This window comes from Streptomyces sp. GbtcB7, from assembly GCF_019091445.1.
Taxonomy (GTDB): domain Bacteria; phylum Actinomycetota; class Actinomycetes; order Streptomycetales; family Streptomycetaceae; genus Streptomyces; species Streptomyces mirabilis.
The window spans coordinates 16,639-31,940 of the sequence record NZ_JAGXJM010000004.1 but is presented as its reverse complement, the minus strand read 5'-3'; the positions used below and the strand labels follow the sequence as shown (position 1 = coordinate 31,940).

14 protein-coding genes are annotated in these 15,302 nt (G+C 70.3%); 4 read left to right on the top strand and 10 right to left on the bottom strand.

Annotated features, from left to right (window positions below):
- Positions 1-152 precede the first annotated feature (152 nt).
- Positions 153-809 carry a DsbA family protein gene (locus KVT44_RS08090; RefSeq protein WP_217566535.1) on the top strand — a complete coding sequence of 219 codons (657 nt, stop codon included), beginning with the start codon at positions 153-155 and terminating at the stop codon, positions 807-809.
- Positions 810-822: 13 nt separating this feature from the next.
- On the opposite strand, the gene KVT44_RS08085 is transcribed toward KVT44_RS08090, so the two are convergent.
- Positions 823-1,059, bottom strand: coding sequence for a hypothetical protein (locus tag KVT44_RS08085; protein WP_143669736.1), 237 nt, complete (start codon positions 1,057-1,059; stop codon positions 823-825).
- A 157-nt stretch (positions 1,060-1,216) separates the two neighbouring features.
- Between KVT44_RS08085 and KVT44_RS08080 the strand changes: the two genes are divergently transcribed.
- Positions 1,217-1,873 (top strand): histidine phosphatase family protein, encoded by a 657-nt coding sequence (locus KVT44_RS08080; RefSeq protein ID WP_229888803.1) that lies wholly within the window; start codon positions 1,217-1,219, stop codon positions 1,871-1,873.
- A gap of 119 nt (positions 1,874-1,992) precedes the next feature.
- Here the strand turns inward: KVT44_RS08080 and KVT44_RS08075 are convergent, their stop codons facing one another.
- The 8 genes from KVT44_RS08075 to KVT44_RS08040 form a co-directional block, all read right to left on the bottom strand.
- Entirely contained in the window at positions 1,993-2,634 is a 642-nt protein-coding gene (locus tag KVT44_RS08075; protein ID WP_217566534.1) for a superoxide dismutase, read from the bottom strand.
- Between the two features lie 150 nt (positions 2,635-2,784).
- Entirely contained in the window at positions 2,785-4,179 is a 1,395-nt protein-coding gene (locus KVT44_RS08070; RefSeq protein ID WP_099922646.1) for an amino acid permease, read from the bottom strand.
- Positions 4,180-4,342: 163 nt separating this feature from the next.
- Complete coding sequence (locus KVT44_RS08065; protein ID WP_099922647.1) at positions 4,343-5,233, bottom strand: TauD/TfdA family dioxygenase; 891 nt, start codon at positions 5,231-5,233, stop codon at positions 4,343-4,345.
- Between the two features lie 11 nt (positions 5,234-5,244).
- Entirely contained in the window at positions 5,245-6,579 is a 1,335-nt protein-coding gene (locus KVT44_RS08060) for an LLM class flavin-dependent oxidoreductase (protein ID WP_217566533.1), read from the bottom strand.
- Positions 6,576-7,313: an ABC transporter ATP-binding protein gene (locus tag KVT44_RS08055; protein ID WP_217566532.1), complete on the bottom strand. Its 738-nt coding sequence runs from the start codon at positions 7,311-7,313 to the stop codon at positions 6,576-6,578. Before KVT44_RS08055 ends, KVT44_RS08060 begins: the two co-directional genes overlap by 4 nt.
- Positions 7,289-8,140 carry an ABC transporter permease gene (locus KVT44_RS08050; protein WP_099925673.1) on the bottom strand — a complete coding sequence of 284 codons (852 nt, stop codon included), beginning with the start codon at positions 8,138-8,140 and terminating at the stop codon, positions 7,289-7,291. Before KVT44_RS08050 ends, KVT44_RS08055 begins: the two co-directional genes overlap by 25 nt.
- A 5-nt stretch (positions 8,141-8,145) precedes the next feature.
- Positions 8,146-9,231 carry an ABC transporter substrate-binding protein gene (locus KVT44_RS08045; protein ID WP_217566531.1) on the bottom strand — a complete coding sequence of 362 codons (1,086 nt, stop codon included), beginning with the start codon at positions 9,229-9,231 and terminating at the stop codon, positions 8,146-8,148.
- 353 nt (positions 9,232-9,584) lie between these two features.
- Positions 9,585-10,790: an ROK family transcriptional regulator gene (locus KVT44_RS08040; protein WP_217566530.1), complete on the bottom strand. Its 1,206-nt coding sequence runs from the start codon at positions 10,788-10,790 to the stop codon at positions 9,585-9,587.
- A gap of 558 nt (positions 10,791-11,348) precedes the next feature.
- Here KVT44_RS08040 and KVT44_RS08035 point away from each other — a divergent pair.
- Positions 11,349-11,939 (top strand): biotin transporter BioY, encoded by a 591-nt coding sequence (locus KVT44_RS08035; protein ID WP_217566529.1) that lies wholly within the window; start codon positions 11,349-11,351, stop codon positions 11,937-11,939.
- 209 nt (positions 11,940-12,148) lie between these two features.
- Here the strand turns inward: KVT44_RS08035 and KVT44_RS08030 are convergent, their stop codons facing one another.
- Complete coding sequence (locus tag KVT44_RS08030; RefSeq protein WP_217566528.1) at positions 12,149-12,874, bottom strand: LPXTG cell wall anchor domain-containing protein; 726 nt, start codon at positions 12,872-12,874, stop codon at positions 12,149-12,151.
- A gap of 184 nt (positions 12,875-13,058) precedes the next feature.
- Between KVT44_RS08030 and KVT44_RS08025 the strand changes: the two genes are divergently transcribed.
- On the top strand, positions 13,059-15,197 hold the full coding sequence (locus tag KVT44_RS08025) for a serine/threonine-protein kinase (RefSeq protein ID WP_217566527.1): 2,139 nt from the start codon (positions 13,059-13,061) through the stop codon (positions 15,195-15,197).
- The last annotated feature ends 105 nt before the right edge of the window (positions 15,198-15,302 follow it).

Sequence of the window (15,302 nt, the reverse complement as noted above, 5' to 3'; positions counted from 1 at the left end):
TCATGTAATGGGCATGGATACTGCGAAACGGACAGGAGCGATCCTGCCATGTGCCCCTGACGCGGGACACCCGGGAATGAGGCGTGGCACCCGGGAATGAGGCGAGCGGCCTCCGGTGTTGCTGCGGGAAACACCGCTTTCCGAGGAGAACCATGCCCGAGACCGCCTCCACCAAGACCCCCGTCGACTTCTGGTTCGACCCGCTGTGCCCCTGGGCCTGGATGACCTCGCGCTGGGTGCTGGAAGTGGAGAAGGTCCGGGACATCGAGGTCCGCTGGCACATCATGAGCCTCGCGGTCCTCAACGAGGAGAAGCTGGACCAGCTGCCCGAGGAGTACCGGGACATGCTCGCCACCAAGGCCTGGAAGCCGATCCGGGTGGTCACCGCCGCCTGGCAGAAGCACGGCGAGGACGTCCTCGGCCCGCTCTACACCGCGCTCGGCACCCGTATCCACAACCAGGGCGAGGGCGCGACCATCGAGGCGATCGCGGGCGCGCTCGAGGACGTCGGCCTCCCGGCCTCCCTGCTCGACTACGCCGACCAGGAGGACTTCGAGTTCGACGCCGAGCTGCGCGCCTCCCACAAGGAGGGCATCGAGAAGGTCGGCCAGGAGGTCGGCACCCCGGTGATCGCGCTCCCCGGCGACGACGGCGAGCAGATCGCCTTCTTCGGCCCGGTTGTCACGCCCACCCCGCAGGGCGAGGCCGCGGCCAGGCTGTGGGACGGCACGCTGCTGGTCGCCTCGACCCCCGGCTTCTACGAGATCAAGCGGACCCGCACGAAGGGCCCGGACTTCAGCAACCTGTAAGGGCCACCAGGAGTCATTCCGGATTGGGCATCTTCTGGGGCGGGTCGAACGGCTTGACCCTCGACGCCGTACGGATGTTGCGGCAGTCGAAGTCGGTTCGCCCGCAGATCCAGTAGTCGTCCACATACGCGTTCGGCTTCTGGAGGTTCGCCAGCTTGCGGATGATGTCCCGCTCCCGGTCGTCCCGGGGCTGGCGGTGCGGCTGGTAGGAACCACACGTGTAGCAGGGGTACGTCATTTCCCTCGGCATCCCGCAACGATGCCCCGGAAGCCCGCGTACCGTAAGGCCCCGTGAGGCTTCTCTTCGCTCCTCACGGGGCCTTCGTGGTACCGCCGAACAGACCCGGACGGTGGGCTTCCGCCGGAGCGCACCCGCGAGCGCGCCCCGACCGGAATACTGGCGGGTCATGAGTACGACGAGCATGACCCACAGCGCCGTGAGTCCCGCAGCCTCAGTGAGCACGACCCTGCTGCTCGCCCGGCACGGCCGGACCGTCTGGCATGCCGAGAACCGCTACGCCGGAGTGAGCGACGTCCCCCTCGCCGACGAGGGCCACGCCCAGGCCGAGGCGCTCGGCCGCTGGGCCGCCGCGCACCCCGTGGACGCCGTCTGGACGTCGACCCTCTCGCGCGCCGTCGCCACGGCCGAGCCCGCCTGCCGCGCCCTCGGTCTCACCGCGCACCGCGAACCCGCCCTGCGCGAATGCGACTTCGGGGTGGTGGAGGGCCATACCCTCGCCGAGTTCGAGGCCGAGAACCCGGCCCGGGCGAAGGCGTTCCGGGTCGACCCGGTGTCGTACCCCTTCCCGGAGGCGGAGGACCCGCGCACCGCCGCGGCCCGCGGGGCGGCCGTCCTGCGCCGCATCGCGGCCGCGCACCACGGCGAACGCGTCCTGGTCGTCGCCCACAACACCCTGCTCCGGCTGGTGCTCTGCTCGCTGCTGTCCATCCCCCTGGGCGAGTACCGCAGGGTCCTCCCGCGGCTGCGCAACGCCGCGATCACCGAACTCCGCATGACGGACGGGGCCGCCGCGCTGCTGTCGCTCAACGTGCCCTGCGGGTGACGCGGGCCGTGTACACAGGAGGGCCCCCGCGAGTCACGTCCTCGCGGGGGCCCTCCGTTTCTCCGCCTGCCACGTGAAAGGTGAGAAGACGATCACGAGCAGGACGTTTCATACCCGCCTCAGGGGGTCTGCAGCAACACGTTCGCGCGGGACCTGGCCGCCTCGTATCGCCGGGCCACGTCCTGCCAGTCGACGACCTGCCACATCGCGTCGATGAAGTCGACCTTCTGGTTCTTGTACTGGAGGTAGAAGGCGTGCTCCCAGGCGTCGAACACCAGGATCGGCACCGAGCCCTGCCCCACGTTGCCCTGGTGGTCGTAGATCTGCTCGACGACGAGGCGACCGCTGAGCGGCTCGTGGGCGAGGACGCCCCAGCCGGAGCCCTGGGTGGTCGCGGCGGCCTTCGTCAGCTGCGCCTTGAACCCCGCGAAAGAGCCGAACGACTCGGTGATCGCGTCCGCGAGCTCTCCCACACCGTCCACGGCGAGGGGCTCACCGCCGCCGTTCCCGCTCATGTTCGTCCAGTAGATGCTGTGCAGGATGTGGCCGGAGAGATGGAAGGCCAGGTTCTTCTCCAGACCGTTGACCGCTCCCCACGACTCCTCGTCACGCGCCTCCGCGAGTTGCTCCAGCGCGTCGTTGGCCCCCTTCACATACGCCGCGTGGTGCTTGTCGTGGTGCAGCTCGATGATCTCGGGGCTGATCACGGGTGCGAGCGCGGCGTAGTCGTACGGCAGCTCAGGGAGTGTGTAGACGGGCATGGCGGGGTCCCCTCCGGCCTCGTAAGACCTTATTGCACATAGCTTGCAACTGCACGCTAGCAACAAAAAGGCCCTCGTGTGGATCACACGAGGGCCTTTCGGGGGAGTGGGAACGGTCAAAACGGCCGGCCGGCCGGAACGGTCAAACGGTCAGCGGGCCGCGCGTGCCCGCTGCCAGGCGTATCCGACGGCCGCCAGGAACAGCGTCATCCCGCCCGTCGAGTACAGCTGCACCCGGGTGTCGGGCTGCCGGGCCATCAGGACGAAGATCGCGGCCATGCCGGCCAGCGCCACCCAGGTCAGCGCCGGGAACAGCCACATCCGCACGACCAGCTTCTCCGGTGCCTCGCGCTCCACCCGGCGCCGCAGCAGCAGCTGCGAGACCGCGATGAAGATCCACACGACCAGGATCACCGCGCCGATCATGTTCAGCAGCCAGGGGAAGACGTCGTCCGGCCGCCAGTAGCTCAGCAGTACGCACACGAAGCCGAAGACGCAGGAGACGAGCACCGCGACGCGCGGGACCCCGGCCGAGACCCTGCCGAGGGCCTTCGGGCCCTGGCCGCGCTCCACCAGCGAGTAGGCGATGCGCGAGGAGCCGTAGATGTTGGCGTTCATCGCCGAGAGCAGCGCGACGAACACGACCACGTTCATCAGCTGACCGGCGCCGGGGATACCCAGGTGGTCGAGGGCGGCGACGTACGGGCCCTTCTCGACGACCTCCTTCGAGTCCCAGGGGACCAGCGTGACGATGACCGCCATGGAGCCGATGTAGAAGAGCGCGATGCGCCACATCGCCGTACGGACGGCGCGCGCCACGCCCTGGACGGGGTTCTGCGACTCGGCCGCCGCGATGGTGACCGTCTCCAGACCGCCGTACGCGAAGACCGACGCGAGCAGACCGACGACCAGCCCCTCGCTGCCGTGCGGGAGGAAGCCGCCCTGGCCGGTGAGGTTCGAGGCGCCGGGGGAGTCCGTGCCGGGGAGCACGCCCGCGACGGCCAGTACGCCAAGGACCAGGAACAGGCTGATCGCGCCGACCTTCAGCGCGGCGAACCAGAACTCGAACTCGCCGAAGTTCTTCACGGCGGCGAGGTTCGCGACACAGAAGACCACCATGAACAGGGCGACCCAGGCCCACTCGGGCGTACCCGGCAGCCAGCCGGTGACGATCTTCGCCGCCCCGATCCCCTCCAGCCCCACGGCCGTGCAGAGCAGCACCCAGAAGGACCACCCCGCGGTGAAGCCCGCCCACGGTCCGATCGCCCGCTCGGCGTGCGCCGAGAACGAGCCCGAGGACGGATACGCGGCAGACATCTCGCCGAGCATCCGCATCACCAGCATGACCAGCAGACCGGAGACCGCGTACGCGATCACGATCGACGGTCCGGCGGCGGCGATCCCCGCGCCGGACCCCACGAACAGACCGGCGCCGATCACACCGCCGAGGGCGATCATCGACAGATGGCGCTGCTTGAGGCCGTGGGACAGCGGGGCGTGTGCGTCGGGAGCGGTGGGTGGGGTGTCGAGGGTGGTGCGGGACATGAGAGCGGGTGGTCCCTTACGTGCGAGTGGGCAAAAACGCCCACAGTCTGGGCAGCCTCTCCGCTCAGGGGGAGAGGCTGCCCACTATGCGGACACCCGCGGTACGGAGCGTGAGATTTCCTTTACTCGGCTCCTTCACTCGGCCGCGGACGTGCAGTGCGTGTTACTCGGCCACGGACGTGTAGTGCGAGGCGTCGCCCTCGATCGAGTAGCTCTCCTTGCCCTCGATGCCGACCGGCACGTCACCGGCGACGGTCACCCGGTGCAGGCGGCGCGGCCGGCCGTCGTAGTTGTCGACCGCGTAGTGCTGGGTGATCCGGTTGTCGAACAGGACCAGCTGGTTCGGGGACCAGCGCCAGCGCAGGATGTTCTCCGGCCGGGTGACGTACGACTGGAACAGGTCGAGCAGCTTGCGGGACTCGCCCACCGACAGCCCGACGATCCGCTGCGCGAACCCGCCGATGAACAGCCCGCGCTCACCGGTCAGCGGGTGGACCCGGACGACGGGATGGGCGGTACGGAACTTGATGGATGTGAACTGGGCCCGCTGGGCGGCCTGTTCCTCGTCGATCTGCTCGTCCGGCACCGCGTAGTCGTAGTCGTTGGTGTGCTCGGCCCACAGGGTGTCGGCGAGCGCGCGCAGCGGGGCGGGCAGGTCCCGGTAGGCGGCCGCCGAACTGGCGATCAGGGTCTCGCCGCCGTACGGCGGGATCGTGATGCTGCGCAGGGTGCTGGCCTGGGGCGGGTTGAGGACGAAGGTCACGTCGGTGTGCCAGTGGTTGGCGCGCCCGCGCTCGCTGTCGACGGGGAGCACGTTCGGGGCCCCGTCGACGGCGGCCACGGTCGGGTGGGCGGTGGTGAGGTCGCCGAAGTGGCGGGCGAAGGCCTGCTGGCCCTCGTCGTCGAGGTGCACGTCGTCGAAGGCCAGGGCCTTGTGGACGTTGAGGGCCTCGCGGATCGCGGTGACCTGTTCCTCGTCGAGCGGCTTGGAGATGTCTACGCCGGAGACCCGGGCGCCTATGTTCGCGGTGACCTTGCTGATCTCGATGGACATGCGGGGTCCTTTCAGACGAGCGCGGGCTGGAGGTACTGGTTGGCGGGGCGGGGGAGGCCGTAGCGCTCCCGTAGGGTCCGGCGCGGTCCGTACTCCGTGCGGAGCAGGCCGCGGGCGCGCAGGATCGGGACGACGTGGTCGACGAACAGACCGAGGCCGGAGGGAAGTACGGCGGGCATGATGTTGAAGCCGTCGGCGGCGCCGCGCGTGAACCACTCCTCGATCGCGTCGGCGACCTGCTCCGGCGTGCCGGCGAAGGTGAGGTGCCCGCGCCCGCCGCCGAGCCGTCCGATCAGCTGCCGTACGGTGAGCCGTTCGCGGCGGGCGAGTTCGACGACGAGGGTGTAGCGGCTCTTGGCGCCCTCGATGACGTCCTCGGGAGGCAGGTCCGCGGGCAGCTGGGCGTCCAATTCCAGGGTTCCGGGCTCCAGTTGCAGCAGGTGCTCCAAGCGGTCCACGCCGTGCGTGTACACGATGTGGTCCTCCAGGACCTGCTCGTTCGCCCGCGCCTCGGCCTCCGTCGAGCCGAGCACCGGGACGATGCCGGGCAGCACCTTGATGTGCTCGAGGTCCCGGCCGGCCGCCGCCGTACGGGACTTGAGGTCCGCGTAGAAGGCCTGGGCGTCGGCGAGGGTCTGCTGCGCGGTGAACACCGCCTCCGCGTAGCGCGCCGCGAACGTCTTGCCGTCCTCGCTCGACCCCGCCTGCACGAGCAGTGGGTAACCCTGCGGTGAGCGGGGCACGTTGAGGGCGCCCTCGACCCGGAAGTACGTCCCCTGGTGGCGCGGCGGGTGGATCTTGGCGTCGTCACCCCACACGCCGGCCGCCTTGTCGGCGACGATCGCGTCGTCCTCCCAGCTGTCCCAGAGCTTGAGCGAGACGTCCAGGAACTCGGCGGCGCGCGCGTACCGTTCGGCGTGCGCGGGCTCGGCGTCGAGGCCGAAGTTGCGGGCGGCCTCCGCACCGGACGTGGTGACGATGTTCCAGCCCGCCCGACCGCCGCTGATGATGTCGAGGGAGGCGAACTTGCGGGCCAGGTTGTAGGGGGAGTTGTAGGACGTGGACGCCGTGGCGATCAGGCCGATGTGCTCGGTGGCCGTCGCCAGCGCGGTGAGCAGGGTGAGCGGTTCCAGGGCGCCGGCCGGGCGTTGGGCCAGGTTGCTCCACAGCTGCGGTCCGTCGGCCAGGAAGAGGGAGTCGAAGGTGCCGCGTTCGGCGATCCGGGCCAGCTCGACGTAGTGGGCGAGTTCGACGTGGGCGTACGGGTCGCTCTCCGGCAGCCGCCACGATGCCTCGTGATGGCCGGTGTTCATCAAAAAGGCGTTGAGGTGGAGTCGGCGGGTCATGCGTGGTCCTCCGTCACACCGAGGGCGGCAAGGAGGCGCTCCCGGTATTCACCCAGTACCGGCTCCCGGTAGGAGCGCGGATGGGGGCGGTCGATGGTCAGGTCGAGGCCGATCCGGCCCCGGTCGAGCACCAGGACGCGGTCGGCGAGCACGATCGCCTCGTCCACGTCGTGGGTGACGAGCAGCACGGAGGGCCGGTGGCGCTCCCACAGCTCGCGCAGCAGGACATGCATCCGGATCCGGGTCAGCGCGTCCAGCGCGCCGAACGGCTCGTCGGCCAGCAGGAGTTCGGGCTCACGGACGAGCGAGCGGGCCAGGGCGGCGCGCTGGGCCTCGCCGCCGGACAGCTCGTTGGGCCAGGCGCGTGCCCGGCCTTTCAGGCCCACCTCGGCGAGGGCTTCGCGGCCCTTGTCGGCCGCTTCCTTGCCGTTCGTGCCGAGCAGCACGTTGTCGAGGACCCGCCGCCAGGGCAGCAGCCGGGAGTCCTGGAAGACGACCGACACCCGCTCCGGGGCGCTGAGCCGGCCGCTTCCGACGACCTCGTGGTCCAGGCCCGCGATGGCCCGCAGCAGTGTGCTCTTGCCGGAACCGCTGTGCCCGAGCAGGGCCGTGAACTGTCCGGCGGGCAGGTCGAGGTCGATGCCGTCGAGGACGGTGCGGCCGTCGAACGACCTGGTGAGGCCTCGTAGTTGGACGGCCGGGGCTGCGGTCAGCTGCTGAGTGTGCGGCGCCATGACAGCACCCTCCGTTCGACGAGACGGACCGCGCTGTCGGAGACCAGGCCGAAGACGCCGTAGATCAGCAGGCCGACCAGGATGACGTCCGACTGGCCGTAGTTCTGGGCCTGGAACATCATGTAGCCGAGGCCGCTGGTGGCGTTGATCTGCTCCAGGACCACCAGGCTCAGCCAGGAGCCGGTCACCCCGAGGCGCAGTCCGACGAAGAAGCCGGGCAACGCGCCGGGGATCACGATCTGGCGGACGAACTGGAGCCGCGACAGGCCCTGGACCTCCGCGAGTTCGACGTAACGGTGGTCGATACCGGACAGCGCGGCGTGCAGGTTGAGGTAGATCGGGATGTAGACGACGATCGCGATGATGGCGATCTTGAAGGTCTCGCCGATGCCCAGCCAGAGGATGAACAGCGGGATGAGGCCCAGGGTCGGGATCGCCCGGTTGAGCTGCACGGTCCCGTCGATCAGCGCCTCGCCGATCCGACTGAGCCCGGCCGCCAGCGCGAGGACCACACCGGCGGTCAGGCCCAGCGCGAAGCCGTATCCCGCGCGTTCCAGGGAGGTGCGGACGTCGGTGGGGAGGGTGCCGTCCGTCCACAGGTGACCGGCGGTCTTCAGGACCGTCCAGGGCGCCGGGATCGCACCCGGGTCCAGCTGTCCGGCGGCGGAGGCCGCCGCCCACAGGGCGAGGAAGAGGGCGGGGCCGATGAGCCGGGAGGCGGGCAGGCGCTTTCCGGGCGCGAGGCCGCGGCGCCGCCTGCGCCGTACGGCAGGCGGGTCCTCGGCGGCGGTCACCGGCACGGTGGTCGTCGTTGTGGTTGTCGTCATGGCCGTCACTTCCGGTACTCCGCCGGGACGGCCTTCGCCGCGATGCCCTCGAAGCGCCGGTCGAAGAGCGAGCCGACCTTGAACGCCTTCACGAAGCCGCCCTCGGCCAGCAGATCGGCGGTCTCCTGCTCCCACTTCACCGCCTCGTCCCAGCTCGGCGGGAACAGCGGCTTGTTGGCGAGCTCGGTGATCGACCGGGCCTGTGCGAGCGTGAGGTTCTGCGTCTTGACGTAGAACTCCTCGTTCCAGGCGTCCGGGTGTTCGTACGCCCACACCTGCCCCTGCGCCCAGCGCGGGATGTACGCGGCGACGGCCGCCGCCTTCGCCGGGTCGGCCAGCACGGAGGTGGGCGCCCACAGCAGGTTGAGGAGGTCCACGACATCGGTGGTGATGGTGTGGGCGCCCTTGGACCCGTACTGCTTGAGGTAGGCCGGGGCCTGCTGGTTGGCGAGCGGGGCGATGTCCACCTGGCCCGCCTGGAGCGCGGTGAGGAACTGGTTGCTGGTCAGCGGCACCAGGTCGACGTCGTCGTACTTGATCCCGGCCTGCTTCAGGGCGCGCACCAGTACGACCCCCTGCGCCTGGCCCTGGGAGAACGCCAGCTTCTTGCCCTTGAAGTCCGCGACGGTGTGGATGTCGCTGCCGGGCTTGGTCGCGAAGAGGTAGTTGGGCTTGCGGGTGACGTTGATCGCGACGATCTTGGCGTCATAGCCCTGGTAGTGCGCCTGGATGGGCGGGATGCCCGCGTTGTTGGCGAGGTCCAGGGACTTGGCGCGGAAGGCGTTGATGACATCGGGCCCGGCACCGATGTTCACCCAGCTGGAGACGGTGAACGGCAGGTCGGTGAGGCCCGCGAGCTTGAACTGGAGCTGCTGGACGTTCTGGTACGAGGCGATCTTGAGGCTCGTGCCGGAGGGGACCTTGGCGGACAGCGGGGCGGACAGGGACCCCTTGGACTCGCTGTCGGCGGCAGTGGCCCCCGCGCAACCGCTCAGTCCGGCCGCGGCGGCCACGCCGAGCAGGGAGGACAGGAACAGCCGGCGGTCCACACCGGGCGCGAAAGGGGACGACGAAGGAGACAGTGGTGGCATGGGAGGACTCCGGGGATCCAAGTGGCGGAAATGCGCGCGGAATTCCGGGCAGGGGGAATTCACCAGGGGAAGGAAGTGAAAGAAGCGAAATACGCGCGCGTGAGGAGACGGGAGGCGCACGCCGGGGGCGCGGCAGAAGAAACCGGGTGATCGTCAACGCGTCGATGCGTCAACGCGTCAGCAGGTCAAGGCGCCGACGCGGCAGTGACCCGGCGTCAGCAACAACGCGTGCGTGCGACCCGCATAAGGTCGACGACGCGGCACTTGGTCAGCGGAACCTGCACCCGCGAGCTGCTCATGAGGAGGATGCTCCTGTCCTCGTACGACCGCTGTCAACATTCCGAGTTTCTGAATTAATTCGTCCCCGGTGACAGGCTCAGCGGATCCCGGTACACCACGTCGAGTGCCACCGATCCACCCGCCACGGCGAGTACGGATTCCGGGAAACTGGTCGGCAGGACGGAAGCCGCCCGGTCCGCGCCCACTTCCGCGCGCAGCGCCCCGAGGCAGTCCTCCCGATGCACGGTCCCGACCTCCGCGACGACGACCGTGTCCGGGTTGAGCACGTCCAGCAGCAGCCGGGCCGCCCGCCCGACCGTCCGGGCCCGCTCCAGCAGCAGACGTACGGCGACGGGGTCTCCGTCGGCCGCGGCGCCGACCACGTGCATCGGGTCGGCGGTGGTGATGACCCCCGCCTCCCGTGCCCGCCGACACAGCGTCCGCTCGCTCAACTCGGCCTGAAGGCAGCCGGTCCGGCCGCAGTCGCACCGCTCCGAGCCGCCCGGCAACGGCAGATGGGCGATCGCCCCGGCCTGGGAGCGGGGACCGTGGTGCACCTCGTCGTGGGTGGCGAAGGCGGCGTCCACCACGTTGCCGACGAACAGGTGCAGCACGCTGCGGCTGCCGCGCGCCCGCCCGAACAGCCGCTCTCCGTTGACCAACGCCCGTGCGTGCCCGTCCACATGGACCGGCAGCCCGGTCCGCGTGCCGAGCGCGCCCCGCACGTCGACGTCACGCCAGCCGAGCAGCGCGTGCTCCACGATCGTCCCGGAGTCGCGGTCCACCCAGCCGCCGGTCGCGACGCCGACGCCGAGGGGGGTGCGGCCGGGGTGGTCGGTGAGCAGGGCGGCCAGCCAGGCGGCGGCGTTCGCGAGTACGCGGTCGGGCTCCGTGCCGTCGTCGTGGGCGAGCCGTCGCTCCGTGACGACCCGGCCGCGCAGGTCGAGCAGGGCGACGGTGGTGTACGGGACGGCCACGTGGACCCCGCCGACCACGAACCGGGAGTCGTCCAGATGGATGGGGACGTGGGGACGTCCGACGCCGTTCGACTGCCGGGGCGTCGGAGCCTCCCGGATCAGGCCGAGCGCGGTGAACCGGGCGCAGTAGTCGGTCACCGAGGCAGGGGAGAGGCCGGTCAGCCGGGCGACGGTGCTGCGGGCGACCGGGCCGTGTTCCAGGACGGAGCGCAGGATGACGCTGGCGCTGGTGCGGCGGCGGTCGTCGGTGGTGGCGCGGTGGGGTGTCGTGGGAGGGGAGGGGGCCAGGGAGGTACGAGGCATGGCGCTTCCTAGCGAGCGTGTCCGAAACGGTCGCGTCTCGGCGAGCCGGATGCGCTCCGCCCGCCCTACCCGGGGCGACAGGTGGCGGTGCCCTGGCGTCGCAGGTCGACATAGCGACGCGACGCGAAGTTCTCAGCCTGGGCAACCATGCCCTGAAGAGTAGGTCTTACCCCCGATTCCGGCCAGAGGCGCCGTTCTTCGGCCGCCGGCCGACCCGGGGCTTTCAGGGGCGCGGGGAACTGCGCGAACGGCCCCCACCGGGCCGCAGCCGAACGAAGAAGCCCGACGGGGTCCGGGGCGGAGCCCCGGGGGATGGGACGGGTAGGGGCGGCGGGGGCGAATTGGCGGGATCCTACAGGCCGCGCTCGAACCTTCCCGTTGACAAAACCATCCCACCTCAGTGACCAGCATCACGCCCCGATAGGTGTACACGGCCCCCTTTGTAAGGGCTCCACCAAGTCCCGGATCCCCGCTTTGTCGATCGCACACGGTGATCCACCCGCCCCCCTGGGATAGCGTCACCGTGTCCCGACCCGCCCGTCACCCGCCGGAGTCCCCATGAGCACCGCTGCCGCCACCCCCCGCCAAGGCATCCGCCCCGGCGAGGTCCTCGCCGACCTGCTCCCGGCCTCCCGCGTCAGGGACATCGCCCTCGTACTCGGCGGAGCCGCCCTCACCGGTCTCGCCGCCCAGATCTCCCTGCCCGTACCGGGCTCTCCGGTCCCGGTGACCGGCCAGACCTTCGCCGCCCTCCTCGTCGGCACGGCCCTCGGCGCGGGCCGCGGCTTCCTCTCGCTCGCGCTCTACGCCCTCGTCGGCATGGCCGGCATGCCGTGGTTTGCCGACGGCGGCTCCGGCACCGCCGCCCCGTCCCTCGGCTACATCCTCGGCATGATGTTGGCCGCCGCCGCCGTGGGCGCCCTCGCCCGCCGCGGCGCCGACCGCTCGTTCCTGCGCACTGCGGGCACGATGCTGCTGGGCGAGGCGATCATCTACGCGGTCGGCCTCCCGTACCTGGCCGCCGCCACCGGCATGTCGCTGAGCGCGACCCTCGCGGCGGGGTTCACCCCGTTCCTGATCGGCGACGCCCTGAAGGCGGCGCTGGCCATGGGCGTCCTGCCGACCGCCTGGAAGTTCCTCAACCGCTGAGGCCGTAGTCCCCTCGGAAGAGGTTCGCAGTCCCCTCGCAAGAGGCTCGCCGGGTCGTACTCCGACTACGACCCGGCGAGCCTCTTCCGCGTTCCGGGCCCGTACAGCCCCACCGCACTGTCCCCGCAGTACGTGTGCGTGCGCAGAAGCAGAAGCAGAAGCAGAAGGTGGGCCGGGACGCCGCGCACACGGCGTCCCGGCCCACCCGGTCACGACTGCGGCTGCCGGCGGGGCCGCCGCTGGGCCCACCACATTCCCGCCGCCCCGACGGAGACGAGCGCCGCCCCCGCCACGCCGAGCGGCAGCAGGTCGCTCCCGGCGCCGGTCTTCGGCAACTGGTCGCCGCCGGGTGTCACCGGCTTGTTCTCGGTGTCGAGCAGCAGCGGAGTGGCCGGGGCGTTCGGCGACGGGTTCGTCGTACCGAACGGCACCGGGCCCTGCTGCCAGAACGTCTTCTTTCCGTCGCTGTCCTGCACCGGTAGGCAGATCTTTCCGGTCTTGCTGAGATCGAACGTCGCGGCGACGGCGTACGACTGCGACTTTCCGGCCGCGAGATTGCCGACATCGCACACGAATCCACTGTTCGAACCCTTGGGCAGATCCTTGTCCGCCATGGCGGAACAGCCCTTGACGCTCTTGACCTGTAGGCCGTCGAATCCGACCACCAAAAGCCGGATCTTTCCGCTGTCCTTGGTTCCCTCATTCTTCACCGTGGCGGTCAGCGCCGTTTCGTGCGAGCTGTTGTCCACCGAGATCTTCTCGGGCAGCAACGTGGTCAGCTTCACGCCTGCCGGCGCCGGGTCCATGGCCTTTCCCCCCTTGCTGCTCCCCGGTCCCTGGTCGTCCGCGACGGCGGTGAAGGAAAGGATCATCACGGCCGAGAAAGATGCCGTGAGCAGCGATCCCGCGATGGTCGTCGTGTGACGAGAACTCATGTTCGCCCCCCTTGGCTGCGCCTGAATTCGCAGTACTTGAAGAGGTACCACAAGATTTCTCCGCACTATGCTGGTACGGCATGAAGTGTGACTATTGTGTTTCTGCTGTGGCGGACGATTGTGGCGGGTGTTGAGGGGGTGCAGGGGATTGACGGGGAATACGAGTGGCGGTGTTCCGGGATTATTGGTGACGGGTCGATATCGGCTGGCCGAGAGTATTGGCCAGGGGGGAATGGGACGGGTGTGGCGAGCCACCGACGAAATGCTCGACCGGCAGGTCGCCGTCAAGGAAATGCGGATCGACGGACTCGACCCGGAGGACACCCGAACCCGCCGCGAACGCACCCTGCGCGAAGCCAGGGCCACGGCCCGGATCGACCATCCCAATGTCGTGCGCATCTACGACGTCGTGGACCAGGGCGAGCGACTGTGGATCGTCATGGAACTCGTCGCCGGCCGCTCCCTCGAACAACTCGTGGTCGAGGACGGACCGCTCGACCCGCCCACCGCGGCCCGTATCGGGCTCGAACTGGTCGCGGCCCTGCGCCAGGTGCACGCCGGGGGAGTACTCCACCGGGACATCAAGCCGGGCAACGTCCTGGTCGAACGGCGCGGACACCGTGTCGTCCTCACCGACTTCGGCATCGCCGCGCTTCAGGACGCGGAGGCGCTCACCATGGTCGGGATGCTGGTCGGCTCCCCGGACTACATGGCACCCGAGCGTGTCTCCGGACGCCCCCAGGGCCCGCCGTCCGACGTCTGGTCCCTGGGGGCGACGCTCTGTGCGGCCCTCGGCGGCCGCTCCCCGTTCTCCCGTTCGACCACCCTGGCGACGTTGCACGCGGTCCTGTACGAGGAGCCCGAACTGCCGTCCACGGCTGGTGACCTGGGGGAGATTCTGGCCGCCCTGCTGGAGAAGGAACCGTCGACCCGACCGGGTCTGGCGGAGCTCGAGACGGCGTTGCGCCCGATCGCATTCCCCCGACCGGAGGAGACCGAGTCCCCGGAAGCGGGGCTCGTACCCGAACCAGCGGCGGAATCACCGGAATCACCGGAATCACCGGAAGCGGCAGGGACACGGGAACCATCGGAAGCGGCAGAGGCACGGGAGATACCGGAGGCACCGGAGACATCCAAGGCGTCAGAGGCATCCGAGACGTCAGAGGCATCCGAGATGTCAGAGGTGGGAGGGACATCAGGGGTGGGAGGGACGGCTGAGGCTCCGGATGTACCGGGGATGCCGGAGACACCGGAAGCCGCGCCGCCCCCCGTCCCCCCGTTCCACCAGGAGTCGCCCACGCGCGCGCTCCTGGACGTGAGCCTCATACGCGCGGCGCAACACCTCCCGTCCCAGCGGGCCCCCGAACCGACCCCCGAGCCAGCCTCCGAGCCGGACCCCATACAGGACGCCATCCCGGAGCCCGACCCCACACCCGATCCAACCCCCGACCCCTCACCTCCACCCGCGCCCGCCCCTGTACCCACACCCACACCCACACCAGCCCCCACCCCCAAACCAGCCCCCGAGCCCAGCGCACCCCCGCCGCTTCCCGAACCCCCCTCCCTCGCCACGCACACCACGGTCTCCCGCGCGGTGGTCATGCCGCCGGGCGAACTCCCCGGCCCCGCCGTGCCCTCCGTCCCACGGCGGGGCCGGCGCCGGATGGGCCTGGCCGCCGCCGGTGGCGTGGTGATCGTGGGAACCGTCGTCGGGCTCGTCATGACGCAGACGGGCGGCTCCTCCCACGACACGACCGGCGCGTCCACTTCGACCTCGACCTCGACCTCGACCTCGACCTCGCCATCGGCCTCGTCGACATCGCCGAACTCCGCGCAGACCTCATCCACCGACCCCTCCTCCCCACCCCCCACCGTCGACGGCACGTCACGCCCGCCGAGCCTGCCGGCGGGCGCCCGGAAGGAGGCCGGACTGTACGCGTGGGTGCCGCCGCAGGGCTGGCAGCGGGTGGCGCAGAGCGGTTCCGAGGTGCACTACACCTCGCCCGACCGCGCGCAGGAGATCGTGGCCAACGCGACCCCGGCCCGGGGTGACCTGCTCGCGCAGTGGCAGCAGGCGGAGGTGGGCACCAGCAAGGGCCTGAACTACCACCGGATCCGCCTGGAGCGCACCACGTTCCGCGGCGCGCCCGCGGTCGTCTGGGAGTACACCGTCACGGCCAGGGGCCGGCTCTGGCACGTCCGACTGCTCGGCTTCCGCGCCGGCGGCACGTCGTACGAGATCAGCACCTGGTACCACCCCGACATCGAGGCGACCGCGCTCCCCGTCTACGACGCGGTCAAGAAGAGCTTCACGCCCCTGTGAACGGGGAGGGGCATGGCGGGGGCTGCCGCCCGGCCCCCCCCCCCTACCCCCTCCCCCCGGATCCGCGTCCCCGTGGTCCGGGCCCCGCCCGGGGGGGGGCCCCGC